The 23,843-nt window shown below is 71.1% G+C and carries 19 protein-coding genes; 7 read left to right on the top strand and 12 right to left on the bottom strand.

Annotated elements, in window-relative coordinates; translation table 11 throughout:
- Positions 1–3 precede the first annotated feature (3 nt).
- Positions 4–468, bottom strand: coding sequence for a VOC family protein (locus EOE66_RS03690; RefSeq protein WP_128227302.1), 465 nt, complete (start codon positions 466–468; stop codon positions 4–6).
- 20 nt (positions 469–488) lie between these two features.
- Positions 489–1,223: a TetR/AcrR family transcriptional regulator gene (locus EOE66_RS03695; protein ID WP_164884984.1), complete on the bottom strand. Its 735-nt coding sequence runs from the start codon at positions 1,221–1,223 to the stop codon at positions 489–491.
- A gap of 134 nt (positions 1,224–1,357) precedes the next feature.
- Between EOE66_RS03695 and EOE66_RS03700 the strand changes: the two genes are divergently transcribed.
- The 3 genes from EOE66_RS03700 to EOE66_RS03710 are packed head-to-tail and all read left to right on the top strand — an operon-like array spanning position 1,358 to position 5,162.
- Positions 1,358–2,221 carry an FAD binding domain-containing protein gene (locus EOE66_RS03700; protein ID WP_128227304.1) on the top strand — a complete coding sequence of 288 codons (864 nt, stop codon included), beginning with the start codon at positions 1,358–1,360 and terminating at the stop codon, positions 2,219–2,221.
- Positions 2,218–2,739: a (2Fe-2S)-binding protein gene (locus EOE66_RS03705; RefSeq protein WP_128227305.1), complete on the top strand. Its 522-nt coding sequence runs from the start codon at positions 2,218–2,220 to the stop codon at positions 2,737–2,739. Before EOE66_RS03700 ends, EOE66_RS03705 begins: the two co-directional genes overlap by 4 nt.
- Positions 2,736–5,162, top strand: coding sequence for a xanthine dehydrogenase family protein molybdopterin-binding subunit (locus EOE66_RS03710; protein WP_128227306.1), 2,427 nt, complete (start codon positions 2,736–2,738; stop codon positions 5,160–5,162). Before EOE66_RS03705 ends, EOE66_RS03710 begins: the two co-directional genes overlap by 4 nt.
- Positions 5,163–5,170: 8 nt before the next feature.
- Here the strand turns inward: EOE66_RS03710 and EOE66_RS03715 are convergent, their stop codons facing one another.
- The 6 genes from EOE66_RS03715 to pulA all read right to left on the bottom strand — a co-directional run bounded on the left by EOE66_RS03715 (position 5,171) and on the right by pulA (position 11,697).
- Positions 5,171–6,301, bottom strand: a complete 1,131-nt coding sequence (locus tag EOE66_RS03715) for a nucleotidyltransferase domain-containing protein (RefSeq protein WP_164884985.1) — start codon at positions 6,299–6,301, stop codon at positions 5,171–5,173.
- On the bottom strand, positions 6,298–7,248 hold the full coding sequence (locus EOE66_RS03720; RefSeq protein ID WP_164884986.1) for an HprK-related kinase A: 951 nt from the start codon (positions 7,246–7,248) through the stop codon (positions 6,298–6,300). The genes EOE66_RS03715 and EOE66_RS03720 overlap by 4 nt, the downstream gene beginning before the upstream one ends.
- On the bottom strand, positions 7,248–7,541 hold the full coding sequence (locus EOE66_RS03725; protein WP_128227309.1) for an HPr-rel-A system PqqD family peptide chaperone: 294 nt from the start codon (positions 7,539–7,541) through the stop codon (positions 7,248–7,250). Before EOE66_RS03725 ends, EOE66_RS03720 begins: the two co-directional genes overlap by 1 nt.
- Before the next feature lie 21 nt (positions 7,542–7,562).
- On the bottom strand, positions 7,563–8,081 hold the full coding sequence (locus EOE66_RS03730; protein WP_128227310.1) for a hypothetical protein: 519 nt from the start codon (positions 8,079–8,081) through the stop codon (positions 7,563–7,565).
- A 148-nt stretch (positions 8,082–8,229) separates the two neighbouring features.
- Positions 8,230–8,850, bottom strand: coding sequence for a lipocalin family protein (locus tag EOE66_RS03735; RefSeq protein WP_128227311.1), 621 nt, complete (start codon positions 8,848–8,850; stop codon positions 8,230–8,232).
- Positions 8,851–8,886: 36 nt separating this feature from the next.
- Positions 8,887–11,697, bottom strand: coding sequence for a pullulanase-type alpha-1,6-glucosidase (gene pulA / locus EOE66_RS03740; protein WP_128227312.1), 2,811 nt, complete (start codon positions 11,695–11,697; stop codon positions 8,887–8,889).
- 193 nt (positions 11,698–11,890) lie between these two features.
- Between pulA and EOE66_RS03745 the strand changes: the two genes are divergently transcribed.
- Positions 11,891–13,711: an alpha-amylase family glycosyl hydrolase gene (locus EOE66_RS03745; protein ID WP_128227313.1), complete on the top strand. Its 1,821-nt coding sequence runs from the start codon at positions 11,891–11,893 to the stop codon at positions 13,709–13,711.
- A 43-nt stretch (positions 13,712–13,754) separates the two neighbouring features.
- Here the strand turns inward: EOE66_RS03745 and EOE66_RS03750 are convergent, their stop codons facing one another.
- The 4 genes from EOE66_RS03750 to glgX form a co-directional block, all read right to left on the bottom strand.
- Positions 13,755–14,645 carry a PEP-CTERM sorting domain-containing protein gene (locus EOE66_RS03750; protein ID WP_128227314.1) on the bottom strand — a complete coding sequence of 297 codons (891 nt, stop codon included), beginning with the start codon at positions 14,643–14,645 and terminating at the stop codon, positions 13,755–13,757.
- 70 nt (positions 14,646–14,715) lie between these two features.
- A complete protein-coding gene (locus tag EOE66_RS03755; RefSeq protein ID WP_205702614.1) occupies positions 14,716–16,140 on the bottom strand; it encodes an MFS transporter in 1,425 nt (474 codons plus the stop codon).
- 35 nt (positions 16,141–16,175) lie between these two features.
- Positions 16,176–17,711, bottom strand: a complete 1,536-nt coding sequence (gene malQ, locus EOE66_RS03760) for a 4-alpha-glucanotransferase (RefSeq protein ID WP_245478881.1) — start codon at positions 17,709–17,711, stop codon at positions 16,176–16,178.
- A gap of 20 nt (positions 17,712–17,731) precedes the next feature.
- Entirely contained in the window at positions 17,732–19,807 is a 2,076-nt protein-coding gene (gene glgX / locus EOE66_RS03765) for a glycogen debranching protein GlgX (RefSeq protein WP_128227315.1), read from the bottom strand.
- A 174-nt stretch (positions 19,808–19,981) separates the two neighbouring features.
- On the opposite strand from glgX, the gene EOE66_RS03770 reads away from it, so the two are divergent.
- From EOE66_RS03770 to malF, 3 genes are read left to right on the top strand one after another with little or no spacing between them, the layout of a single operon-like run.
- Positions 19,982–21,097 (top strand): ABC transporter ATP-binding protein, encoded by a 1,116-nt coding sequence (locus EOE66_RS03770; protein ID WP_128227316.1) that lies wholly within the window; start codon positions 19,982–19,984, stop codon positions 21,095–21,097.
- Positions 21,087–22,292, top strand: a complete 1,206-nt coding sequence (malE, locus tag EOE66_RS03775; protein ID WP_128227317.1) for a maltose/maltodextrin ABC transporter substrate-binding protein MalE — start codon at positions 21,087–21,089, stop codon at positions 22,290–22,292. The genes EOE66_RS03770 and malE overlap by 11 nt, the downstream gene beginning before the upstream one ends.
- The gene (gene malF / locus EOE66_RS03780; protein WP_128227318.1) at positions 22,289–23,842 is read left to right on the top strand and encodes a maltose ABC transporter permease MalF; all 1,554 of its coding nucleotides are present in this window, start codon (positions 22,289–22,291) and stop codon (positions 23,840–23,842) included. The genes malE and malF overlap by 4 nt, the downstream gene beginning before the upstream one ends.
- Position 23,843: the final 1 nt, after the last annotated feature.

Below are 23,843 nucleotides of genomic sequence, written 5' to 3' on the forward strand. Positions count from 1 at the left end.
TGTTCAGGCCACCGTGGCGGCTGCAGCGTCCAGCGCAGCCTTCTCGGCCGCCGGGAAGTTCAACTCGACGACGATGCCGTTGGGGTCGTCGACGAACACCTGGTGCAGGCCCAGCAGCGGCACCGTGCGCTCGCGCAGCTCGATGCCCTGCGCTTGCAGGCGCTGCAGCATCGCGGGCAGGCCGGTGGCGAAGAAGGCCACGTGGTCGACCGCGCCGCTGCCTTGCAGGCTGACTTCTTCGCGGTCGCCGAGGTAGGCTTTCAGGCCTTCGGGGTCGTTGCGGTCGATGCCGATGATGTGCACCGCGGCGTTGGCCCACACCGCGGTGTCGCCCTGGTAGAGCCACAGCCCCGGGAAGGGAAACGGCGGCCGCGGCCCCACCTGCAGGCCGAGCAGGCCGCAATAGAAACGCTCGCACGCGGCCAGGTCGGCGGTGCGGATGGAGTAGTGGTTCAGGCTCAGCGACATGGTGTCGGTCCTTCTCCGGTTCAGGCGCGCGCGCTGGCGACCTGCGTGACGATTTCCGGGGCTTGCAAGAGCAAGCCGCGGATGCGGTCGGCGATGAAGCTGTCGGTCAGCGCGGCATCCCCCTGGCCCGTGTAGCTCTGCTGGTAGACCAGCGGCCAGATGCCCAGGTGGTAGATCAGCCCGCCGTGGAAGGCCATCAGCAGGCCTTCCTCGCGTGCGCTGGCTTTGGCCTTGCTGCGGCTGCCGGCCGCGCGGCGCACCTCGCGCAGCAGGCGCGGGAAGAGCCGCTCGCGCACCAGCGCGAAATAGCGGTTGGGAATGAGCCCGTCGCTCAGGCCCGAGTGCACCAGGATGCGCAGCCACTCGGGTGTGAGGATGGCGGGCAGGTACTCGCGGTAGAAGGCCTGCAGCTTCTCGGCCACGGGCAGTTGCGGGTCGTCGAGCAAGGTCTCCCAGCGCGTGTCCCAGCGGCCGGCGATGGTCTCTTCGTAGACACGTTCGATCAGCTGCCGCTTGGTGGGGAAGTAGTGGTACAGCAGCGTGTGCGCGATGCCCAGCTCGGCGGCCAGCTCGCGCATCTGCGCGTCCAGCCCGCGGCGCGCGAAGAACTCGGTGGCGCCTTCGATGATCTGCTGCTCGCGCTCCCGCGCGTCCAGGCGCTTGCGGGCGGCGGGTGCTGCCGAAGAAGGCGCAGGCGCCGCCGCAGGCGCCTTCGGGGCGCCGCGCTTGGGCCGGGTTTCTGCGGTATTGACCATCTGCTCAACTCTGCTGAAATTGTTGAGCGCGTGCTCAACAAGCCCCATCCCGACAAACCCTGAAGCGCTGCGCGGGGTGGCGGGCCGGCTTCGGCAGCCCTCGCGCCCTTTCAAAAACGGATGGAGACACGGCCATGAAATCCCCGGCCTTCGATTACGTCCGCGCCAGTTCGCCGCAGCACGCGCTGCAACTGATGGCCGAGCACGGCGACAACGCGCGCCTGCTGGCCGGCGGGCAGACGCTGCTGGCCACGCTGAACATGCGGCTGTCGCAGCCGGCGCTGCTGGTGGACATCGGCGGGCTCACGCAGCTGGCCGGCATTGCGGTGCAAGGCAGCATGCTGCGCATCGGCGCGATGACGCGGCATGTCGAGGTGGAAGAGTCGCCGCTGGTGGCGCAGCACGCGCCGCTGCTGGCGCAGGCCGCGCCGCACATCGCGCACCGCGCCATCCGCAACCTGGGTACCTTCGGCGGTGCGCTGGCTTATGCCGACCCGGCGGCCGAGTGGCCGGCTTGCGTGGTGGCCCTCGGCGGCACGCTGGTGCTGCTGGGCGCGTCCGGCGAGCGCCGCGTGGCCGCTGCCGACTTTTTCCAGGGCCTCTTCACCACCGCGCGCCGCGACGACGAGCTGCTCGTGGCCTGCGAGCTGCCCCTCGTCGCCCCGGGCCAGCGCCACCACTTCAGCGAGCTGGCGCGCCGGCATGGCGATTACGCCATCGCCGGGCTGGCAGCCTGCGCCACGGTACAGGGTGCGCAGCTGAGCGACGTGCGCCTGGCCTTCCTGAGCCTGGGCGACCGCCCCGTGCGCGCCCGCGCGGCCGAGGCCGTGCTCGCCGCCGGCCCGCTGACGCCGGCACGCCTGGAGCAAGCCGACGCCGCGCTGCGCGCCGAACTGCAGCCCTTTGCCGACCTCACCCATTCCGCCGCCGCCAAGACGCAGATGGCCGCCACGCTGATGCGCCGCGCGGTGAAGGCCTTGATGGAGACCCCCGCATGAACACGCCGCTCGACAACCCCAGCATGCGCGTGAGCGTGCAGGTCAACGGCCAGGCGCTGGTGCGCCAGGTGGAATGCCGCAAGCACCTGATCGATTTCCTGCGCGAAGACTGTGGCCTGAAGGGCAGCCACGTTGGCTGCGAGCACGGCGTCTGCGGGGCCTGCACCGTGCGTGTGGACGGGCAGATCGTGCGCGGCTGCCTGGTGCTGGCCGCGCAGGCCGACGGCCGCCACATCGAGACGGTGGAAACGCTCACGCCCAGCCCCGCGCTGCGCGCGCTGCAAGACGCCTTCGTCGCCCACAACGCGCTGCAGTGCGGCTACTGCACGCCCGGCATGCTGATGGCGGCGCTGGACCTGGTGGAACACAAGCCCGACGCGAACCGCGAGCAGGTGCGCGAGTGGATGAGCGGCAACTACTGCCGCTGCACGGGCTACCACGCCATCGTCGACGCGGTGTGCGCGGTGTTGGAGAAACAGAAGGCCGGCGGTCTGCAGGCCAGCGAGGTGCGCGCATGAACCACCCCACCGAGAAGCCCGCGCACCGCGACCTGGGCGGCGAGCTGCCCGCCATCACCGAAGACCAGCGCCACATCGGCGTGGCCCACCCGCGCGAAGGCGTGCGCCGCCTCACGCAGGGCCGCGGCCAGTACATCGACGACATCGACCTGCCGCGTTTGGCGCACGTGGTGTTCTGGCGCAGCCCCGTGGCGCACATGCGCATCACGCGCATCGACCGCACGGCCGCGGCGGCGCTGCCGGGGGTGATTGCGGTGGTGACGGGCCCCGAGATCGCCCAGGTCTGCAAACCCTGGGTGGCCACGCTGATGCACCTGGCCGGCATCAAGAGCGCGCCGCAGTACCCGCTGGCCATCGACCGCGCCACCTGGCAGGGCGAGCCGGTGGTGGCCATCGTGGCCGAAACGCGCGCGCGCGCCGAAGACGCGCTGGCGCTGCTGGAGGTGGCGTGGGAAGACCTGCCCGCCGTGCTGGACACCGAAACCGCGTTGGACGCGGCCACGCCCTTGATCCACCCCGAGCTCGGCGACAACCTGTGTTTCCAGCGCCAGCTGGACACCGGCGGCGTGGACGAAGCTTTTTCGCGCGAAGACGCGGTGGTGTTCGAGGAGACCTACGTCTTCGGCCGCCACACCGGCGTGACGCTGGAGCCGCGCTGCCAGATCGCCGACTGGCAGCCCGGCCGCACGCTGGCCGAGGGCCGGCTGACCGTGTACCACTCCTTCCAGGCCCCGCACATGATGCAGGACCTGTACTGCCGCCAGTTCGAGCTGAGCGAGGGGCAGGTGCGCGTGATCTGCCGCGACGTGGGCGGCAGCTTCGGCATCAAGGTGCACGCCTACCCCGACGACTTCGCCACCGTCGCGCTGAGCCTGATGCTGGGCCGGCCCATCAAGTTCGTGGCCGACCGGCTGGAGAGCTTTGTCAGCGACATCCATGCGCGCGAGCACCGCATCCACGCCAGGATCGCGGCGAGCAAAGCCGGCGAGATCCTGGCCTTCGAGATCGACGACCTCACCGGCATCGGCCCCTTCAGCATGTTCCCGCGCACCAGCGGTATCGAAGGCAACCAGGTCGTCAACCTCACCGGCGGGCCCTACAAGCACAAGCACTACCGCGCGAAGCTGAAGGTGGTGTTCCAGAACAAGGTGCCGACCTGCCAGTACCGCGGCGTGGGCCACCCGATTGCCTGCGCGGTGACCGAGGCCTTGGTGGATGGCGTGGCGGCCAAGCTGGGTCTCGATCCCATCGAGTTCCGCCAGAAGAACGTGATTCCGGATGACGCCTACCCGGCCACGGGTGCCAGTGGCATCAAGCTGGAGGTGCTGTCGCACGAGGCCTGCCTGCGCGAGGCGCGGCGTGTGTGTGATTACGACGCGCTGCGCGCCGAGCAGGCCGAGCTGCGCCAGCAGGGCGTCTACCGCGGCATCGGCGTGGCGGCGCTGATCGAACTCACCAACCCGAGCGCGGCCTTCTACGGCGTGGGCGGCGCGCGCATCGCGTCGCAAGACGGCGCGACGATCCGCCTGGAGCCCACGGGCGTGATCACCGTCAGCAGCAGCGTCGGTGAGCAAGGCCAGGGTGCCGAAGCCATCTTCGCGCAGATCGCGGCCGATGCCGTGGGCGTGAGCCTGGACCGCGTGCGCATCAGCACCGGCGACACCGACACCACGCCCTATGGCGGCGGCACCTGGGCCAGCCGCGGCGCCGGCATCGGCGGCGAAGCCGTGCTGCAGGCCGGCCGTGTGCTGCGCGAGAACATCCTGGCCGTGGCCGAAGCGATTCTCAAGCGCGAACGCGCCGGGCTGCGCGTCTACCGCAACGCCATCGTCGATGGCGCCAGCGGTGAGACGCTGCTCGACCTGGCCGAACTCGGCCGCATCGCCTACTTCCGCAGCGACACGCTGCCGAAAGACTTCACGCCCGAGCTGATGGTCACGCGCCACTACGCGCAGCGCGACTACCCCTTCATCTTCACCAACGGCGTGCAGGTCAGCCACGTGGAGGTGGACGTCGACACCGGCTTCGTGAAGCTGCTCAAGCACTGGGCCGTGGAAGACTGCGGGCGGGTCATCAACCCCATGCTGGTGGACGAGCAGATGCGCGGCGCCATCGTGCAGGGCATCGGCGGTGTGCTGTTCGAGGAGTGCCTGTACGACACCGACGGCACCCTGCGCAACGCCAACATGGCCGACTACCTGGTGCCCATGGCCGGCGAGATGCCCGACATCGTGGTCAGCCACGTGCAGAGCCCCACGCGCAGCAGCATGCTGGGCGCCAAGGGCGCGGGTGAAGCCGGCACGGCCGGCGCGCCGGGCGCGGTGATGAACGCGATCAACGACGCGCTGGCGCCTTTCGGGGCGCGGGTGAGTTCGCAGCCCATCACGCCCGAGAAGATCCTGCGGGCACTGGGCAAGATCTAGCGGGCTGCTCAGTCGTCTGAAGGGGTGTCGGCGATCAGGGCTTGTGCGGCCTTGGCGCGCTGGGCACGCGCCTTGTGGAACAAGTGCGGGATGAGCAGGCGCAGCGGCATGCGGCCCAGATGGTGGCGCACGAGCACCACGCCGGCGGCCAGGCTCTGGCCGAGGCCGGGTTCGCGGTCGGGCTCGGTGGGGTGCAGCACCGTCGCCCACAGTGGCAGGAGCCAGCGGTGCCGTGAGCGCCTGCCCTGCGCCAGGGTGGCCCCCACCGCCTCGGGGATCGGCGTGTCCAGCCAGGCCTGCAGGAAGTGGCAGGCCAGGGCCAGGTCCTCGCTCAGCTTGAGTTCCTGCGCGCGGCTCAGCAGGGCGGGCCAGAAGTCGGGCACGGTCGGGCCGAAGTGGCGCACCAGGCCGTCCATGTCGACGAGGTCGCGCAGGCGGTCCCGGGCCTCGGAATCATGGAAGAGGTGCACGGCGCTGTGCAGCAGTTGGTCTGCCGGGTGCAGCACCTGCCAGCCCTGCCACTTCGAGGGCTGCAGGCGCGCCAGCAGCGGCGCTGCCGGCACCGAGACCCGGGCCACCGGTGGCAGGATGTTGTGGTGCAGGTCCAGTTCCAGGGGCAGCACGGGGTGGCGCATGGGCGGCACTTCGTGGCTCCACTCGCGGTAGTAGCGCTGGTCGTGCGCGTCGAGCTCGGCTTCCACCCAGCCTGCCGCCACCAGCCGGGCCTGCACCTCGGCCAGGTGGGCTTGTGGCACCAGGATGTCCAGATCGGAAGGCAGCCGCCCCCGTGCGATCGGCAGGCCGAGCCCGGCATAGGCCGCACCCTTGAGCAAAACCAGCGGGTGCGTGACGTCCGACAGCGTGGCCGACACCCTTTCCACCGTCCAGCGCATCTGGTTGGTTCGCCAGCGGGAGAACTGCAACTCGGCGCGCAGGGGGTTCACCACCGGCGGCGGCAGGCGGTCCATCAGGCCGGCGGCCTCCACCTGCTCGGCCAGGCGGCCCAGCAGGCGCAGGCGGCGCGACAGGCGAAGCACCCGCTGCCACTCGGGCAGGCTCCATGCCAGCACCACCTCGGCCTGGTGGAGCGCCGCCAGCCAGCGCATGGACGCCGGCACCCGGCGCTGCGCCGATGTCATGGTGAGTGCCCTGCCATGACCTCGGACCACAAGGCGTCGATGCGCGCCAGCGCGTCGTCGAGGTCGCTGTAGACCAACTGCCACACGGGGCATTGCTCGCACAGCGCGACCACGGCCTGGAAGCCCTGCGCGCCCAGCACCTGGTAGTTGAAGGCGTTGAAGGCGAGCGCCGAGAACGCCAGGTGCGGTTGCACACGTTGCAGTTGGGTGGCGCTGCCCGCCTCCCAGCGAGGCAGCAGCACCGCGCCGGGCCGGGCCGTTTCGTGCACGCCCAGCACCGAAGCCTGGTCAGGTGCCAGATGGGCCACGGTGCCTTTGCGCGTCTTGGGAAAGCTCGGGCCCAGCGGCGCCGAGGGGGCGAAGGCGCGTATGACGTCGATCGACTGGTTCTTCAGGCCGATGGGCTTGATGGCGGGCCTGAAGGCGCCGGCGGCCAGGTCGTAGGCGCCGAACTCGTCAGACAGCAGGCGCCAGCCGCTCAGCGACAGGGCGGCGGTGAGCGTGCTCTTGCCCGATCCTGGCAAGGCGGGCATCACCAGTGCCCGGCCTTGGCGCTCCACCACGCCGGCGTGCAGCAAGAGCAGGTGGTTGCAGCGGCGACCGATCAGCCAGTTCGCGCCCCACTCCATCAAGGGCAGCGCGGCGCTGGCAGGGAAGGGCTCGAAAGGCACCTGCCCATCGCAGAAGAACCGCACCTGCGGCGCGATCCAGCGCCGCAGGTTGCCAGGACTGCGCAGGTCGAAGTGAAGATCGGCCCACTCGCCTTGCGTCTGGAAGCCGAAGTGGCGATAGACGGATTGCAGGTGGGCGGCCAGCACGGGCAGGTTGCTGCGCACGCGCATGCGCACCAGCCCGACGTCCAGCCAGAGGCCGTCGCCGCCGAGGGCCTGTCGAATCGGCTGCAGGCCGGCGGTGCCGAGGTTCGGTGGGGCGGCGTCCGCGGCCATCAGGCCGGGTCGCATGCCGTGCTGCCGCACACCCGTACCAGGCCTGCCTGCAGCAGCATCGGCCAGGCGTCGCTCAACATGGCCGTCATTTCTTCGACTGGGGTGCCGGTCTCCAGCGCCAGATCGGCGGCGACCGCTTCGGCCGTGCGGGGGGTGTGCTCATCCAGCGTCTCCACCAGGGCCACGCTCTCGGTGTTCAGCACGTGCGTTTCGCCAGACACGCCGCTGAAGGCCACCCAGGACTCGCCGAGTTGCGCAAACTGCGCCCGGGGCGCCCGAAGGTAGGCCTGCATGGCCGCAGGTCTCTGCTGGCCTTACAGGGTTGGCGCGACGGAGTTCCAGCAGGTGCTGGCCAGGGCCGACTCTTCGGTCACGGCGGACAGCGAGATGCCCACGCCCCGCACGCTGCCCGAGGAATGGAAGCGCACCGCGGCCCACTTCGGCGGGTTCGACAGCGTTGGCGGCGTGCTCAGGGTCATGCCCGAGCCGACCACCTTGTTGGTGTTGATGTCGAATTCCTGCCAGTGCGTGCTGCTGAGGTAGACCGTGGTCGAACTGCGCTTGTAGTTGTTCAAGGTGGCGCCGCTGACCCAGTATTTCACCGGCGCGGTGCCGCTCTGGTGCAACTGGATGCGCACCAGGGTGCCCTGCGTGTCGCTGACAGGCTCCATCCGCGGGATGGCGGTCTGGTTGGTCAGGCACTTCTTGGCCGAACTCGTGGCCAGCGCGCTGCCGCTGAACACCGTCAGCAGCGTGGGTGCCGCGAACGCGCCACGCACCAGCTGGCGTCGGGCAGCCTGCGCCGGGGTGGGCGTCTTGTCGGGGCTGGTCATCTGGGGTTCTCCTGGGGATCCGGTCACACTCTTCCACAGATTATCCCAGGGGCTCCCTCCATTCCGCACCCCCAGCCGCAGGGGGCTTCCGTACATGCCGGGCTGGTGTGTGCATTAGGCGGCACTTCCGGTGCCGTGGCGGCTGGGCTCAGGGCCGGGCGGGCGCGCCCGGCGTGGGGCCGGCCGGCTTCAGCCGCGCCAGGTCGAAGCCCTGCGCGCGCAGGCGGGCCATCAGCGCTTCCCACGTCGCCGCATCCACCTGCGGCTGCCGCGCCAGCACCCACAGGAACTCGCGCTTCGGCTCGCTCACCACGGCCAGGGTGTAGGCCGGGTCGAGATCGATCACCCAGTAGTTGCCCCAGACCATGGGCAGCCAAGACAGCCAGGCCGGCGCGAAACGCACTTCCAGCCTGGGCGAGCCGGCTTCGCCGACACGGCGGGCTTCGCCGATGGCCTCGTCGGTCTTGCCGTCGGCCTGCGGGCAGCGGTTGGTCACCTGCACGCGGCCACCGGGCTGCAGCAGGTAGTCGGCGGTGGCCGGGCCGCTGCAGTCCTTCTGGAAGCGGTTGGGGAAGCGCGCGATCTCGTACCAGCGGCCCATGTAGCGTTCCAGGTCCACGCTGGGCACGGTGGCCAGCGGGGCGGGCGCTGCCGTCTGCGCCTGCGCGGTGCCGACGAAGAGGGCGCCGGCCAGGCCCAGGCTCAAGACCAGGCTGCGGGCCCCCTGCAAACGGGTCGATGAAGTTCTCAGGGGCGTGGGCGATGTCATCGGGCGATTGTCGGCCGCCAGGGCCCGCGGCACCGTTCACTCGCGCACATACACCAGCGCCGTGCGGGGCGGTACCCGCAGCGTGGCGGTGGCCGGGTCCCATTGCGCCTGCGCCGCCGGGCGCGGGTCGGCGGCGCCGGGGCCCCGGTGCACGGGGTGCAGCACCAGGGGCCGTCCGCGCAAGGTGGGCAGGCTCAGCGTGGCCGCCTCGGGCGCCACGTTGATGGCGTAAAGCACTTCGGCAAAGCGCGCGCCGCGCAGGCCACGGCCGTCGAGATGGCCCACGGCCACGGTGGGGGTCTGGTCGGGGCCGGTGTTCAGCATCGTCAGCCGGCGCTGCACGTCATCGGCCGTGCGCAGGCGGAAGAGCGGCGTGCTGGCGCGGATGCGCAGCAGATCGAGGAAGGCGTCGCGCGTGAAGCGCATCTCCGCTGCCGTGGGCTTGATCTCTGCGGCACGCGCCAGCAGCGGGCGCGCCGCCGGCCAAAGGCCTTCGCCTTCCTTCCTTGGGGGCAGGCCACCGCCGAAGAAGTTGTCTTGCAGCGTCCAGTCGACGCGGTTGAACCAGTCGCCGCTGTCGTAGCTGTTGCGGTCGAGGTTCTTGCTGCGCAGCAGTTCCACGCCGGCATGCAGGTAGGCCACGCCCTGGCTGAAGGCCGTGAGGGCGCCGCCCAGCACCTGCACGCGCGCGCGGTCTTCGCGCGGCGTGTCGGGCGGCAGCTTCAGCACGTTCAGGTCCCACAGCGTGGGGTTGTCGTGGTTCTCGACGTAGTTCACCACCTCGCCGGGCTGGCTCGCGTAGCCCGCGCCCTGGCCGGCGTAGTCGATCTGGTCCAGGCGTTTGACGCTGCCGTCGGCCGTCTGCAGCCGGTAGCCCTGCAGCGTGCCGGCCAGGCCCACGCGGATGAGGTCGGCGCTGCGCAGCAACTCGGCGCGGGTGCCGGCCCCGGCGGCCTGGGCCTGCGGGTTGGGCGCGTAGTGCAGGCCGTTGAGCCAGCCCTGGTGCTTCAGCACCTCGGCCGGGCCGTCGCAGCAGCCGCCGCCGCGGGCGGCATCACGGCCGCGGTCGCTGAAGGTGGCGATGCCGCTGCCGTTGAGGCTTTTCTGCGCGGCCTGAACGAACCGCGCGCCGTCCTTGATCTCGCCGAAGTTCCAGCCTTCGCCCAGCAGGTGGATGGGCTGGCCGGCCGCGCGGTTCACGGCGCGCTGCAGCCGCTCCATCGCCGCGCGCGGCTGGTGGCCCATGAGGTCGAAGCGCATGCTGTCGATGCGGTGGTCGCGCGCCCACACCACGGCCGATTCGATCATCAGCTTGGCCATCATGCGGTGCTCGGTGGCCGTGTTGTCGCAGCAGGTGCTGGTCTCCACGCCGCCTTGTGCGTTCAGCCGGTGGTAGTAGCCGGGCACGATGCGGTCGAGCACGCTTTTCGCGTTCTGGCCGCTGGCGCTGGTGTGGTTGTAGACCATGTCCATGCCCACGCGCAGCCCGGCGCGGTGCAGCGCCATCACCATGCGGCGGAACTCGAGGATGCGCGTGCCGCCCTCGTTGGCATCGGTGGCGTAGCTGCCTTCGGGTGCGGTGAAGTGCAGCGGGTCGTAGCCCCAGTTGAAGCAGTCTTGCGCGGCGCTGGCCGCCACCAGGGCCTGCTGCTCTTCGCTGTCGGGGGGCAGCGCGGCCAGGCGGGCTTCGTCGGGCGTGGTGCAGCCTTGCTCGGGCACGGTGGCCAGGTCGAAGACGGGCAGCAGGTGCACGTCGGTCAGGCCCGCAGCGCGCAGCAGGCGCAGGTGCTGCATGCCGGCCGACTGCGGGTGCGTGAAGGCGAGGTAGCTGCCGCGGTGGGCGGCGGGCACGCTGGTGTCGCGCACCGAGAAATCGCGCAGGTGCAGCTCGTAGATGACGAGATCGGTGTTGTGGCGCACGGTGGCCGGGCGCTGGGTCTGCGCCCAGCCTTCGGGTTGCCAGCGCGGGTCGTCGAGGCGGCCGATCCAGCTGCGTTGCGAGTTGGCGTTCAGGCTCAGCGAGTAGGGGTCGGTGACGCGGTTGCGCACCACGCCGCCGCCGGGCAGGGCCAGGTCGACGAGGTAGGTGTAGTAGTGAGGCTGGGGCTGGCTGAGGTCGCCGGGCAGTTGCAAGCCCCAGGCGCCGGTGGCGTTGTCGCGCTGCAGCGTGTGCACGGCGCTGGCCGGTGCGTCGGCGCCGGGGTGCAGGCACAGGTGCACGGCCTGTGCGGTGGGCGCCCAGAGGCGGAAGCCGGTGCGCCAGCCCTTCGCGTCGCCCCCGCCGCGTACGCGGGTGCGGGTGATGGTGGCGCCCAGGTCGGGCAGCTGTTCGGCCCGGGCGTACAGATCGTCCAGCGCCCCGGGCGTCTGCGTGCGCGTGGCCTGCAGCACGCGGCCTTGCGCGTCTTCCAGCGCCAGCACCAACTGGCCGCGGTGCAGTTCGCGCAGGCGGTGCTGGTCGGCGGCGCGCACGGCCAGCGTGGGGCCGGCGCCCACCCAGCGCCAGCGCTGCTGCAGCGCGGCAGGCAGTGCGGGGTTGCGCAGGTCCAGCGTCAGCGCGCCATCGGCGCCGGCCACGGGCTCACCCGGCCGGGCACTGATCTGCCCGGTGGCCGAGAAATGCAGGCGGTAGCCCCCGCCCGCGGGTACCGCGCCTGCGCCGGGCCAGCGCAGCCACTGGCGGTTCAGCCACACCGCCTGGGCGGGCAGTGATGGGGCCGCAGCGGGGGCGGCCTGCAGCACCGTCTCGAAACCGGCGGCGCAGGCCGCCGGCGTGGGCGTGGCCGCGTGCGCCAGGCCGGCGCAGAGCCAGGCACCGAGAGCAAAGAAGGGGATGACTGGGCGCATGGGGGGCTTGGGGTGGCGGCAGGGTGTGGGGCATCGTAGCGTAGTAAAACTACACCCCTTCGTGTAGTGGTGTCGGCCCGGGCGGTGTGCCAAGTGCGGGCTGGATGCGGGGCGGGTTCTTCTGCAGGCCGCAAAGCCTGTAGTCGGCCTACATTTCAGATCCGCTCCGACCGCCCGCACCTGCGCCCCGCCCATGACCCGCAAAGCCTCGATCCTGTCGCGCCTGGCCCTGGCCCTGGCGGGCCTGCTGCCGCTGGCTGCGTGGCCGTCGCCGGTGCTGGACACCCGCCCCGTGCCGCCCACGAACACCCGCAGTGCCTTGCCGGAAGGCTGGCACCACGGTGCCTTCATGGAGATCTTCGTGCGCGGCTGGCGCGACAGCAACGGTGACGGCATCGGCGACCTGCGCGGCCTCACGCAGAGCCTCGACCACCTGCAGGAACTGGGCGTGCGCGGCCTGTGGCTGATGCCCATCACCGCCAACGCCGACGGCGACCACGGCTATGCCACCACCGATTTCCGCGCCATCGCGCCGGAGTACGGCACGCTGGAAGACTTCGACGAACTGCTGCGCGAAGCCCACCGGCGCGGCATCGGCGTGATCATGGATTACGTGATCAACCACAGCGCCGCCCAGCACCCGATGTTCTTGCAGGCGCTGAAGGGCCCCGACAACCCCTTCCGCCCCTGGTTCGTGTGGTCGGAGGCGATGCCCGTGGGCTGGGACATCTGGGGCAAGAACCCCTGGTACGCCGCCGAAGACCAGCCCTGGCTGTTCACCGGTGACGTGAAGCAGCTGCCCCCGCCCAGCGCCGGCGCGAAGAACTTCTACTTCGGCACCTTCGGGCCGCACATGCCCGACTTCAACTTCCGCCACCCGCCAGTGCTGCAGTACCACGAGGACAGCCTGCGCTTCTGGCTCAACCGCGGGCTCGATGGCTACCGGCTCGACGCCGTGCCCCACCTGCTGGAAGGCGACGCCGTGCGCTGGAACGACCAGCCCGAGAGCCGCGCGCTCACCAAGCGCCTGCAAGACCTGATCAAGGGCTACGAACACCGCTACGTCGTCTGCGAGGCCACGGCCGAGCCGGCGGCCTATGGCGACCCGGCCGTCTGCGGCGGCGCATTCGCCTTCGGCTTCGTGCACCACTACGTGAAGGCGGCACAGGGCGAGGCCGAGTCGGTGCAGAAGGTGGCCACGCATTACGACGTGGCGCAGGGCGGGGCTTCACCCACCATGGCCACCTTCCTGAGCAACCACGACATCTTTGCCGGCCGGCGCTTGTGGGACCAGCTCGGCGGCAACGAACGCGCCTACCGCCTGGCCGCGGCCGGCTACCTGCTGCAGCCCGGCACGCCCTTCATCTACTACGGCGAAGAGATCGGCCAGGCCGGCGTGCCCGGCCTGCCGGGCGACCTGCCCTTGCGCGGCCCCTACAGTTGGACGGCCGAACCCGGCGCGGCGGGCTTCACCGCCGGCACGCCCTTCCGCCCCGTGGCGTCCAACGCCGCCACGCACAACCTGCAGGCGCAGCGCGCCGACCCTGGCAGCCTCTTCAATTTCTACAAGACGCTGCTGGCGCTGCGCAACACGCGGCCCAGCCTCGCGCGCGGGCGCATGGAGCACGGCTTCGCCCAGGGTCTGGTGGCGGGCTGGCAGCGGGTGCACGGAGGCGAGCGCGCGGTGGTGCTGGTGAACTACGGCACGCAGCTGGCGCAGGCGCAGATGGACAAGCTGCCGCCCAACGCGCGTCTGCACTCGGCCTTGCCGGCCGGCGGCGCCTTGGCGACCAAGGCCAACGCAGCGGGGCAGGCCAGCCTCTACCTGGGGCCGCAGTCGGTGCGGGTGCTGCTGGTGAACAGCGGCGCGCAAGCCGTGAACAAGGCGGCCAAGCCGGCGAAGAAGACCCCGGCGAAGAAGGGCGCCAAGGCTGCGCCGAAAAAGAAGGCCGCCGGCAAGGCGGCGCCGAAGAAGGCCGCGCCGAAGAAGGCGCCGGCCAGGAAGCCGGCCTGACCGGCCGCCGGCCCGCGGGGGCGCGGCGGCGCGGCCTTGGGCCTCAGCCCGCGCGGCGACGCCGCGCCAGGCCCGCCACGGCGAGCAGGCCGCCGGCCATCAGCGCCCAGGTGCCGGGTTCGGGCACGGGGCTGTTGATGGTGAAGCTGCTGTTCACCGAGAAGGCTTCGCCGGGCGCCAGCGTGCGGGTCCACTGGAAGCCCACCGCGCCGTCGCTGGAAACCCAGTCGGGCTGCACCGTGCCGGCCAGCGTGCCCAGGTTGCTGCTGCCGCCGTTGAGGCCACCGCGCAGCGAGGCGCCGGTGGCGAACAGGTAGCGCTGCGCGCCCGTGCCCTGGAACTCGGCGTAGTTGCCGCTGGCGTCGAAGGCGCGACCGCTCACGGCATTGGCGTCCAGCACGCGGAAGGTGTCGCCGCCGGGGCCGCTGGCGCCGGTGATGTCGAGATCGAGCTCGTGGAAGAGGTTGAAGGCGATGGGCGCGGCGTTGCCGCTGCTGGCGCGGAAGCTCAGCGCCGTGTCCACGCGCGCCTGCCCGGGCACTGTGGTGGTGCCGGCGGCCAGTTCGGTGAGGGTGATCGTCATCACCGCGTCCCAGCGCGCGAAGCCGGCCGTGCCGGCGCCGGCGTTGGTCCAGGTGAAGGTGGCCACGTTGCCGGCGTAGCTGGCTGCGGGCGTGTCCAGCGCGCTGAAGGGGCGGTTGGTGGTGCCCACGCCTTGGTTGTAGCTCCAGCCGTAGCGGTAGAGCATGTCGGTGGCGAAGGCGCCGTTGCTGCCGAAGAAGAGGTTGGCGTTGCCCGTGCCCGCGGCCAGCGGCGTGCCCGTGAACTGCAGGTAGGTGCTGCCGCTCTGCACCGTGCCTTGGGCGGCGGCCGAGGTGGTGCCCAGCGCCAGGGTGGCGGCCAGGGCGAAGGTATTCAGGAGGTGCAGGCGCATGGTGACAAGGCCCCGTCAGGGGGCACGCGGTGGAACAGGGGCTGCCAGTCTGCCGCTGCCCGGGGGGCGGTCAAGCCCGTGTTTCCAGGGGCTCTGCCCCTTGGTGCTGTGCGCCGGGTGCTGCGCGCAAGGCCAGCGTCACCGCGGCCATCAGCACCATCGCGGCGGCCACGCCGGCGTAGGCCAGCATCAGGCCGTGGGCGCCGCCACCGGCGAAGTCGGCCACCGCGCCGATCACCGTGGCCGAGAGCAGCGTGCCCACGCTGGTGAAGATGTTGACCAGCCCTTGCGCCGCGCCGCGCTGCGCTGCGGGTGCTTCGTCGATGGCGATGCTGCGCAGCGCGCCGCCCACCACCACGCCCACGCCCAGGCCCACGGGCAGGGTGGCGGCGATGAAGCCCCACCAGCCCCAGCCCGGCCAGGCGCTCGCGCCATAGCCCAGCGCCAGCAGCATGAAGCCGGCCAGCACCACGCGCCGCGCGCCCCAGGGCAGCAGCAGGCGCCCCGCACCCACCGAGCCCAGCATGGAGCACAGCACCATCGGCAGCAGCACGAAGCCGCCGTTCTCGCGCGCCACGCCGTGCGCCAGCGTGGCGATGCTGGTGAGGAAGATCACGCTGCCCATGCCGAAGCCGGCGCCTGCGGTGAGCAAGTAGGTCAGCGCGAGCTGGCGCTGTTGCAGCAGTGCCAGCGGGATCATCGGCCGCTGGCCGCGCGCCGCGGCGCGCGTTTCCACCCACAGCAGCAGCACCAGGCCCGCGGCGGCGGCCGCCAGCAGGCCCGGCCACAGCGTCCGGCCCGGCAGTCCGTCGAGCCCGCGCGTGATGCCTAGCACCAGGCAGATGAGCGTGACGAAGACGAGCACGAGGCCGGCCCAGTCCAGCCGCGGCAGTGCGCCCGGCGCGGCGGCCTGGCGCGGCAGTGCGCGCAGGCCCAGCGCCATCACCAGCGCCGCAATCGGCAGGTTCAGCAGGAAGATCCAGTGCCAGCTGGCCACCGTCATCAGCAGCGCGGCCAGGGGCGGGCCCAGCACGAAGGCCATGCCGTAGGTGGCGCCGATGAGGCCCAGGGCGCGGCCGCGCTGCGCCGGCGGCAGCGCGTCGCCGATCACGGCGCTGGCCGTGGGGATGATGCCGCCACCGCCCAGGCCCTGCAGCGCGCGGCCGGCCAGCAGCGTGGCGAAGTTCGGCGCCAGTGCCACCAGCAGCGAGCCGGCGGCGAACAGGCCCACGCTGGAGAGGAAGACGGGCCGGCGGCCGTGGCGGTCGCCCAGGTTGGCCATCAGCGCGGTGCTGGGCAGGCTGAAGAGGATGAAGGCCACCATCAGCAGCCCGGCCTCTTGCAGGCTGAGCCCGAAGCTCGCGCGCAGCACGGGGATGGCCGGCGCCAGCACGGCCGTGTCCAGCGCGGCCATGAAGACGCCGATGAACAGCACCGGCAGCAGCCGGGGCGGCGCGGTGGGGGCGGGGGCGGAGGGGGCGTCTGGGGTCGACAAAACCCGCCGATTCTAGGCAGCCGGCCTTCGCGCGCTCAGGCCGCGAGCAGCGGGAAGGCCGCGCGTCCCGTGGCTGCTGCCATGCGCGCCAGGGTGGGCGCCAGATCGGCCGGCACCTGCGACCAGGTGAAGCGCCAGCTCCAGTTGCCGCGGTCGGTGCCAGGCAGGTTCATGCGGTGCTCGCCGCCGAGCGAGAGCACGTCCTGCATCGTGAACAGCGCCAGCGCCGCCACCGAACGGCTGGCGGCGCGCACCAGGGCCATCGGCACGTCGCTGCCATCGCCCGTGCCGCCGGGGCCGCCGGCCTGCAGGTACTCGGCCGCAAAGGCCCGGTGCGCGGCCGGCGCGTGGCGCCACCAGCCCAGGGCGGTGTCGCTGTCGTGCGTGCTGCTGTAGGCCAGGCAGGCCGGCACGTGGTGGTGGGGCAGGAAGCCGTGGTTCGCGTCGCCGCTGAAGGCCTCCTGCACGATGCGCATGCCGGGGAAGCCGAAGTGGTCGCGCAGCGCGATGACGTCGGGCGTGATGGTGCCCAGGTCTTCGGCCACGATGGGCAGCGCGCCCAGCGCATCTTGGATCGCCTGGAACAGCGCGACGCCCGGGCCCGGGGCCCAGCGGCCTTCGCGCGCGGTGGGGCAGCTGGCGGGCACTTCCCAGTAGCCGGCGAAGCCGCGGAAGTGGTCGATGCGGAAGACATCGGCCTGCGCCAGCGCGCGCCGCACCCGCGCCACCCACCAGGCGTAGCCCTCGGCGGCCATGCGGTCCCAGCGGTACAGCGGGTTGCCCCAGCGCTGGCCGTCGGGGCTGAAGCCGTCGGGCGGGCAGCCGGCCACCACCGTGGGCTGGTGATGTTCGTCGAGGAAGTAGAGATCGGGCCGGGCCCAGACATCCGCGCTGTCGTGCGCCACGAAGATGGGCAGGTCGCCCATCAGCCGCACGCCGCGCGCTTGGGCGTGTGCGCGCAGCGCGGCGAGCTGTTCGTCGAAGCACCACTGCACGAAGGCGTGGGTGTCGCGCGCGGCGGCCAGGCTCGTGCGCGCGGCCTGCAGCGCTGCGGGCTCACGCCGGGCGAGTTCGGGCGCCCAGGCCCACCAGGGCTGGCCGCCGTGGGCGTCTTTCAGGGCCGCGAAGAGGGTCCATTCCTCCAGCCAGCTGGCCTGCGTGGCGCGCCAGGCCGCGAAGGTGGCGCGGTCGGGCTCGCTCGCGTTCGCGAAGAAGCCCTCTGCGGCCTCGCGCAGCCGCGACCAGCGCCAGGGAATGACGGCGCCCCAATCCACGCGCGCGGCGTCGAAGGCCGGCACGTCGTGCAGCGCCTCGGCCGGCAGCCAGCCCCGCTGCACCAGCGGCGCCAGCGCCACCATCAGCCCGCTGCCCGCGAAGGCCGAGGGGCACTGGTAAGGCGAGTTGCCCGGGCCGATGGGGTTGACGGGCAGCGTCTGCCAGATCGTCTGCCCGGCGCTGGCCAGCCAGTCGACGAAACGGTAGGCCTCCTCGCCCAGGTCGCCGATGCCATGCGGCCCGGGCAGCGAGGTGATGTGCAGCACGAGGCCGCTGGCGCGTTGACGCAGGTCCATGGTGTTCGGCGCTCTCAGGTTCAGGGCAGGCGCTGCAGCACGCGCAGGCCGCGCGGGGGCAGCGGGGCGCCGGCGGTGGCGGGCGGTGGGGTGAGGTCCGGGGGCTCGCTGCACAGCAGCACCTGCCAGCGGCCCGGGGGCAGGGCCAGTGGCAGCACCTCGGCGCTGCGGTTGAAGGCGATGAGCAGCGGCGCGGCGCCTGCAGCCTCGCCGGCGCGGTGCAGGTGGCACAGCAGCGGCGTGTCATCGCCGTACACCAGCCCTTCCCATCGGCGCACGATCTCGCTGAAGGCGCCCGGCCGCAGCAGCGGCTGCTGGTGACGCAGGGCGTTGAGCTCGCCGATGAAGGCGGTGAAGGCCGCGGCCTCGGCGCCGGCGGCGGCATCGGCCGGGTCGGGCCAGGTGATCCAGCCTGTGGGGTTGTCCTGGCTCCAGGCGTTGTTGTTGCCGTGCTGCGTGTTGCCGACCTCGTCGCCGCCGCCCAGCATGGGCGTGCCGGCAGCCAGCAGCAGCGTGGCCACGAGGGCCCGGCGCACGCGCAGCCGTGTGGCCAGCACGGCGGGGTCGGCGCTCGGCCCTTCGACGCCGAAGTTCGCGCAGACCTCGTTGTCACGCCCGTCGCGGTTGTTCTCGCCGTTGGCGTGGTTGTGCTTGCGCTCGTAGGCCACCAGGTCGGCCAGCGTGTAGCCGTCGTGCACGGCGAGGTAGTTCACGCCCGCCTGCGGGGCGCGCTGCTGCGCGGGGTGGCGATCGCGGTAGGTCTCGGCGCTGCCGTCGAAGCGTGCGGCGAACTCGGTGCGGCTGACCTCGCCATGGGGCGTGGGCTTGTGCAGCCAGTAGCCGTTGGCGGCATCGCGGAAGCGGTCGTGCCACTCCAGCCAGCGGCCGGGGAAATCGCCCACGCGGTAGCCCTGCGGGCCGGCGTCCCAGGGCTCGGCGATGAGCAGGGCTTCCTTCAGCACGGGGTCGGTGTCCAGCGCCTGGAAAAAGGGGTGGTCGCGGTCGAAGCCGCCCTCGGTGCCGCGGCCCAGCACGGCGGCCAGGTCGAAGCGGAAGCCGTCCACGCCCATCACCTGCACCCAATGGCGCAGGCTGGCCAGCGTGAAAGCCACCACCTGCGGGTGCGCGAAGTTCAGCGTGTTGCCGCAGGCGCTCCAGTTCAGCGGGCGGCCGGTGCCGTCGATCCGATACCAGCTGCGCTGGTCGAGCCCGCGGAAGCTGAGCGTGGGCCCGAAGTGGTTGCCTTCGGGGGTGTGGTTGTAGACCACGTCCAGCACCACCTCCAGCCCCTGCGCGTGCAGCGCATCGACCATGGCGCGGAACTCGGCGTTCACCGCGGCCGGGTCTTGCGGCGTGCGGCTGTAGCGCGGCGTGGGGCAGAAGAACCCCAGGGTGTTGTAGCCCCAGTAGTTCACCAGGCCCGGCGGCAGCATCGGCTCGTTCAGCGCGTAGTGCACCGGCAGCAGGCTCAGCGTGGTGATGCCCAGGCGCTTGAAGTGCGCGAGGGCCGCCGGGTGCGCCAGCGCTGCGTAGGTGCCGCGCAGTTCGGGCGGGATGCCGGGGTGCTGCTGGCTGAAACCCTTGACGTGCACTTCGTAGAGCACGCGCTCGGCCGCGGCGATGCGGGGCTTGTGTTGCGCCGGCCGCAGTGCCGGCATCGGTGCAGGGACCCGGGCCTTCAGCGCCCAGGCCGCGTTGTCGCTGGCCTCGAAGGCGGTGTCGGGGTCCTGGCCCAGCACGTAGCCATGGTGCTCGGGCCGCCAGCTGAAGCTGCCGACGATCTCCTGCGCCGCCGGGTCGAGCAGCAGCTTGTGCGCGTTGTAGCGGTGGCCCTCGGCCGGCGCCCAGGGCCCGTGGGCGCGCAGGCCGTACAACTGCCCGGGCGCCAGGCCGGGCACGAAGCCGTGCCACAGGCCGTCGGCCGTGGGGCCGTGCAGGCGGTATCGGCGTTCCTCCGCACCTTGTTCGTCGAAGAGGCACAGTTGCAGCGCGCGGGCATGCGCTGCGAAGACGACGAAGTTCACGCCGCCGTCGCGGGCTTGCGCACCCCAGGGTTCCAGGCGGCCGGGGGACGGCGTCAAAGGCGCGTTGTTCATGTAGTTATGCTACATCTGCGCGGCTGCGGTGTCATCGCGCTGGCACGCAAGTTGTTGATTTTCAATAACTTGCAGCTTTGCACCTAGGGCTGTTGCGGATGTGGCTGGCGGAGATGCGGCGGTATATTCGCTACATCACCGCGGGTCTGCAGCCCGTGTTCTGGAGACAAGCGCGTGGCCGAAGTCAAGCTGTCCGGGGTCGGCAAGGCCTACGGCGACGTCAAGATCCTGAAGGGCATCGACCTGCACATCCGTGACGGCGAGTTCATGGTCTTCGTCGGGCCCAGCGGCTGCGGCAAGAGCACCTTGCTGCGCACCATCGCCGGCCTGGAAGACATCACCGAAGGCGAACTCTCCATCGGCGGCCGCGTGGTCAACGACGTGCCGCCGGCCGAGCGCGGCATCAGCATGGTGTTCCAGAGCTACGCGCTCTACCCGCACATGAACCTGTTCGACAACATGGCCTTCGGGCTGAAGTTGGCGAAGGTGCCGCAAGCCGAGATCGAGACCGCCGTGAACCAGGCGGCCAAGATCCTGCACATCGACCACCTGCTGCAGCGCAAGCCCAAAGACCTGTCGGGCGGCCAGCGCCAGCGCGTGGCCATCGGCCGCGCCATCGTGCGCAAGCCCGAAGTGTTTCTCTTCGACGAGCCGCTGTCCAACCTGGACACCGCGCTGCGCGTGAAGATGCGCTACGAGTTCGCCAAGCTGCACGAGCAGTTCAAGACGACCATGGTCTACGTCACGCACGACCAGGTGGAGGCCATGACGCTGGCCGACCGCATCGTCGTGCTGCAGGCTGGCCGCATCGAGCAGGTGGGCGCGCCGATGGCGCTGTACGAACACCCCTGCAACACCTTCGTGGCCGGTTTCATCGGCAGCCCGGGCATGAACTTCCTGAAGGCCACGGTGCTGGAAGCCAGCGCCACGCATGCGCTGGTGAAGCTGGGCGGTGGCGAGCACATCCGCTGCGCCGTGGATGCCGCGCAGGCGAAGGCGGGTGACGAAGTGACCCTGGGCGTGCGCCCCGAGCACCTGCGCGCCGGCGATGCCGCCAACGCGCTGCAGACCCAGGTGACCTTCGTCGAAAGCCTGGGCAGCATGACCTACGCCTACTGCAGCAACCCGGGGCTGGAAGACGTGATCACCTGCGCCGTGGAGGGCGACCGCCCCGTGCACATCGGTGGCGTGCTGCCGCTGGGCGTGCCGGTGCACAAGGCCTATCTCTTCGATGCGCAAGGCCAGGCCTTCACCCGCCTGCAAGTTGCCGGGCAAACCGATGCGGCGTGATCGTTCCCAGCGCCGTGCGCTCGCCGCGGTCTTGGTGGCGGGCCTCTCCGCCACCGCGCCTGCCTGGGCCCAGGCCCCGCAACGCCTGCTGGTGTGGATCAACGGCGACAAGGGCTACAACGGCCTGCAGAAGGTGGGCGACGAGTTCGCCCGCCTGAGCGGCGTGCCCGTGGTCGTGCAGCACCCCGAGGGTGCGCCCGACAAGTTCACCGCCGCCGCCGCCGCCGGCAAGGGCCCCGACGTGATGTGCTGGCCCCACGACCGCGTGGGCGAGTGGGTGAAGTCGGGCCTGATCGTGCCCGTGAAGCCCGCGCGCAGCACGCGTGCCGAGATCGACGACAGCGCCTGGGCTGCCTTCACCTACCGCGGCCAGGTCTGGGGCTACCCGCTGGCCATCGAGACCGTCGGCCTCATCTACAACAAGGCGCTGGTGGCCACGCCGCCGGCGACCTTCGACGAGGTCATCGCGCTCGACCGCAAGCTCAAGGCCGAATCGCAGGGACGCAAGAGCGCCATCCTCTGGGCCTACAACAACAGCTTCTTCAGCTGGGCCTTGCTGGCCGGCTCGGGCGCCTACGTCTTCGGCCGCACGCCGCAGGGCGAACTCAACACCGCCGACCTGGGCGTGAACAACGCCGGCGCGGTGCAGGGCGCCACGCTGCTGCAGCGCTTGGTGCAGGACGGCCACATGCCGCGCGGCGCGCGTTACTCCGAGATGGAAGGCGCCTTCGCGCGCGGCCAGGTGGCGATGATGATCAACGGCCCCTGGGCCTGGGACAACGTGCGCAAGGTCGGCATCGATTTCGGCGTGGCACCCATCCCCACCGTCGGCGGCAAGCCGGGCAAGCCTTTCGTGGGCGTGCTGGGCTGCATGGTCAGCGCCGCCAGCCGCCAGAAGGACATCGCGCTGGAGTTCATCGAACACCACCTGCTGAAGGTGCCGGCGCTGAAGACCGTGGCCGCCGACGTGCCGCTGGGCGTGCCGGCCAACAAGGCCTACTACGCCGAGCTCAGCAGCGACCCCCGCATCGCCGCCACCATGGCCAACGCGCGCGCGGGCGAGCCCATCCCCAACATCCCCGAGATGGGTCGCTTCTTCCCGGCCATGGATGCCGCGCTGGAGGCCATCACCAACGGCCGGCAGGCGCCCAAGGCGGCGATGGACGGCGCCGCAGCGCGGATGAAGACGCGATGAGCCGCGCGCCTGCATCTTCGCTGGCCCGCTGGCTGGGCCCGGCCATTGCCACGCTGGCGGCGCTGGGCCTGCTCTGGTTCGTGTTCAGCCTCTGGGCCGCGGCGCAGCCGCTGGCGGCCGTGGGCGTGCTGGCGCTGGGCGGCACCGCGCTGGTGGTCTACGGCACGGCCACGAGCGTGGCCTGGAAGTACCTCTTCCCTGGCGTGGCCGGCATACTGGTGTTCGTGGCCTTTCCGCTGGTCTACACGGTGCAGATCGGCTTCACGAACTACTCGTCGAGCAACCTGCTCGATTTCGAGCGCTCCCAGACCTACTTGATGGAGCAGAGCGTCGTCGACGAGCGCCAGGCCTACAGCTACACGCTGCACAGCGAAGGCAGCCAGCACCGCCTGCGGCTGCTGCCGCCCGAGCAGGCCGACGGCACGCGCGGCCCGGCACTCGTCACGCCGCTGCTGGCGTTGGAGGGCTCGGCGCCCGCCGGCCCCGTGCTGCTGCAGCCGCAGGGCGACCTGAAGCTTGGCCCTGCGCTCGACCTGCGCGGCCTCATCGCCCACCGCCCGGGCCTGATGGGCCTGCAACTGCAGGTGCCCGGTGTCTCAGCGCCCTTGCGTTATGCCGGCCTGCGCGAGTTCGGCGTCATCCAGCCGCTGTGGCAGGCCGGGCCCGATGGCAGCCTGAAGCAGCTGGCCACCGGCACCGTGTTCAAGCCGAACTTCGAGACCGGCTTCTTCGAAAGCGCCGCCGGCGAACGCATGCCCCCGGGCTTCAAGGTGGGCATCGGTTTTGCCAACTACACGCGCATGCTGCTGGACGCCGACTTCCGCGGCCCCTTCGTCAGCATCTTCATCTGGACGGTGCTCTTCGCCGGCCTCACGGTGCTGTTCAGCACCGCCCTGGGCATGACGCTGGCCGTGATGCTGGAGTGGCAGAACCTGAAGTACCGCGCGCTCTACCGCACGCTGCTTTTCCTGCCTTACGCGGTGCCGGGCTTCATCAGCATCCTGGTCTTCAAGGGCCTGTTCAACCAGAACTTCGGCGAGATCAACGCCATCCTCGATGCGCTCTTCGGCATCCGCCCGGCGTGGTTCGCCGACCCGCTGCTGGCCAAGGCGATGATCCTCGTCGTCAACACCTGGCTGGGCTACCCGTACATCATGATCCTGTGCTCGGGGCTGATCAAAGCCATCCCGAGCGACCTGTACGAAGCCAGCGCCATCGCCGGTGCCGGGCCGCTGACCAACTTCTTCAAGATCACCGCACCGCTGATCGCCAAGCCGCTGACGCCGCTGCTCATCAGCGCCTTTGCCTTCAACTTCAACAACTTCGTGTTGATCAGCTTGCTGACCGACGGCCGGCCCGATTTCCTGAATACCAAGCTGCCGGCGGGCACCACCGACATCCTGGTGAGCTACACCTACCGCATCGCCTTCACCGACAGCGGCCAGAACTTCGGCCTGGCCGCGGCCATCAGCACGCTGATCTTCGTGATGGTGGCGGTGATGGCGCTGGTGCAGCTGCGCATCACGCAACGCACCGAGAACAAGAGGTAAG

It is taken from the genome of Rubrivivax rivuli (assembly GCF_004016505.1).
GTDB lineage: Bacteria > Pseudomonadota > Gammaproteobacteria > Burkholderiales > Burkholderiaceae_C > Rubrivivax > Rubrivivax rivuli.

Excerpts from the sequence above, each read along its gene's own strand:
- EOE66_RS03695 (WP_164884984.1), bottom strand. The coding sequence starts at position 1,223 with ATGGTCAATACCGCAGAAACCCGGCCCAAGCGCGGCGCCCCGAAGGCG.
- EOE66_RS03730 (WP_128227310.1), bottom strand. The coding sequence starts at position 8,081 with ATGACCAGCCCCGACAAGACGCCCACCCCGGCGCAGGCTGCCCGACGC.
- pulA (WP_128227312.1), bottom strand. The coding sequence starts at position 11,697 with ATGCGCCCAGTCATCCCCTTCTTTGCTCTCGGTGCCTGGCTCTGCGCC.
- EOE66_RS03745 (WP_128227313.1), top strand. The coding sequence starts at position 11,891 with ATGACCCGCAAAGCCTCGATCCTGTCGCGCCTGGCCCTGGCCCTGGCG.
- EOE66_RS03710 (WP_128227306.1), top strand. The coding sequence starts at position 2,736 with ATGAACCACCCCACCGAGAAGCCCGCGCACCGCGACCTGGGCGGCGAG.
- EOE66_RS03720 (WP_164884986.1), bottom strand. The coding sequence starts at position 7,248 with ATGGCCGCGGACGCCGCCCCACCGAACCTCGGCACCGCCGGCCTGCAG.
- malQ (WP_245478881.1), bottom strand. The coding sequence starts at position 17,711 with ATGGACCTGCGTCAACGCGCCAGCGGCCTCGTGCTGCACATCACCTCG.
- EOE66_RS03750 (WP_128227314.1), bottom strand. The coding sequence starts at position 14,645 with ATGCGCCTGCACCTCCTGAATACCTTCGCCCTGGCCGCCACCCTGGCG.
- EOE66_RS03690 (WP_128227302.1), bottom strand. The coding sequence starts at position 468 with ATGTCGCTGAGCCTGAACCACTACTCCATCCGCACCGCCGACCTGGCC.
- EOE66_RS03700 (WP_128227304.1), top strand. The coding sequence starts at position 1,358 with ATGAAATCCCCGGCCTTCGATTACGTCCGCGCCAGTTCGCCGCAGCAC.
- EOE66_RS03715 (WP_164884985.1), bottom strand. The coding sequence starts at position 6,301 with ATGACATCGGCGCAGCGCCGGGTGCCGGCGTCCATGCGCTGGCTGGCG.
- EOE66_RS03735 (WP_128227311.1), bottom strand. The coding sequence starts at position 8,850 with ATGACATCGCCCACGCCCCTGAGAACTTCATCGACCCGTTTGCAGGGG.
- malE (WP_128227317.1), top strand. The coding sequence starts at position 21,087 with ATGCGGCGTGATCGTTCCCAGCGCCGTGCGCTCGCCGCGGTCTTGGTG.
- glgX (WP_128227315.1), bottom strand. The coding sequence starts at position 19,807 with ATGAACAACGCGCCTTTGACGCCGTCCCCCGGCCGCCTGGAACCCTGG.
- EOE66_RS03725 (WP_128227309.1), bottom strand. The coding sequence starts at position 7,541 with ATGCAGGCCTACCTTCGGGCGCCCCGGGCGCAGTTTGCGCAACTCGGC.
- EOE66_RS03705 (WP_128227305.1), top strand. The coding sequence starts at position 2,218 with ATGAACACGCCGCTCGACAACCCCAGCATGCGCGTGAGCGTGCAGGTC.
- malF (WP_128227318.1), top strand. The coding sequence starts at position 22,289 with ATGAGCCGCGCGCCTGCATCTTCGCTGGCCCGCTGGCTGGGCCCGGCC.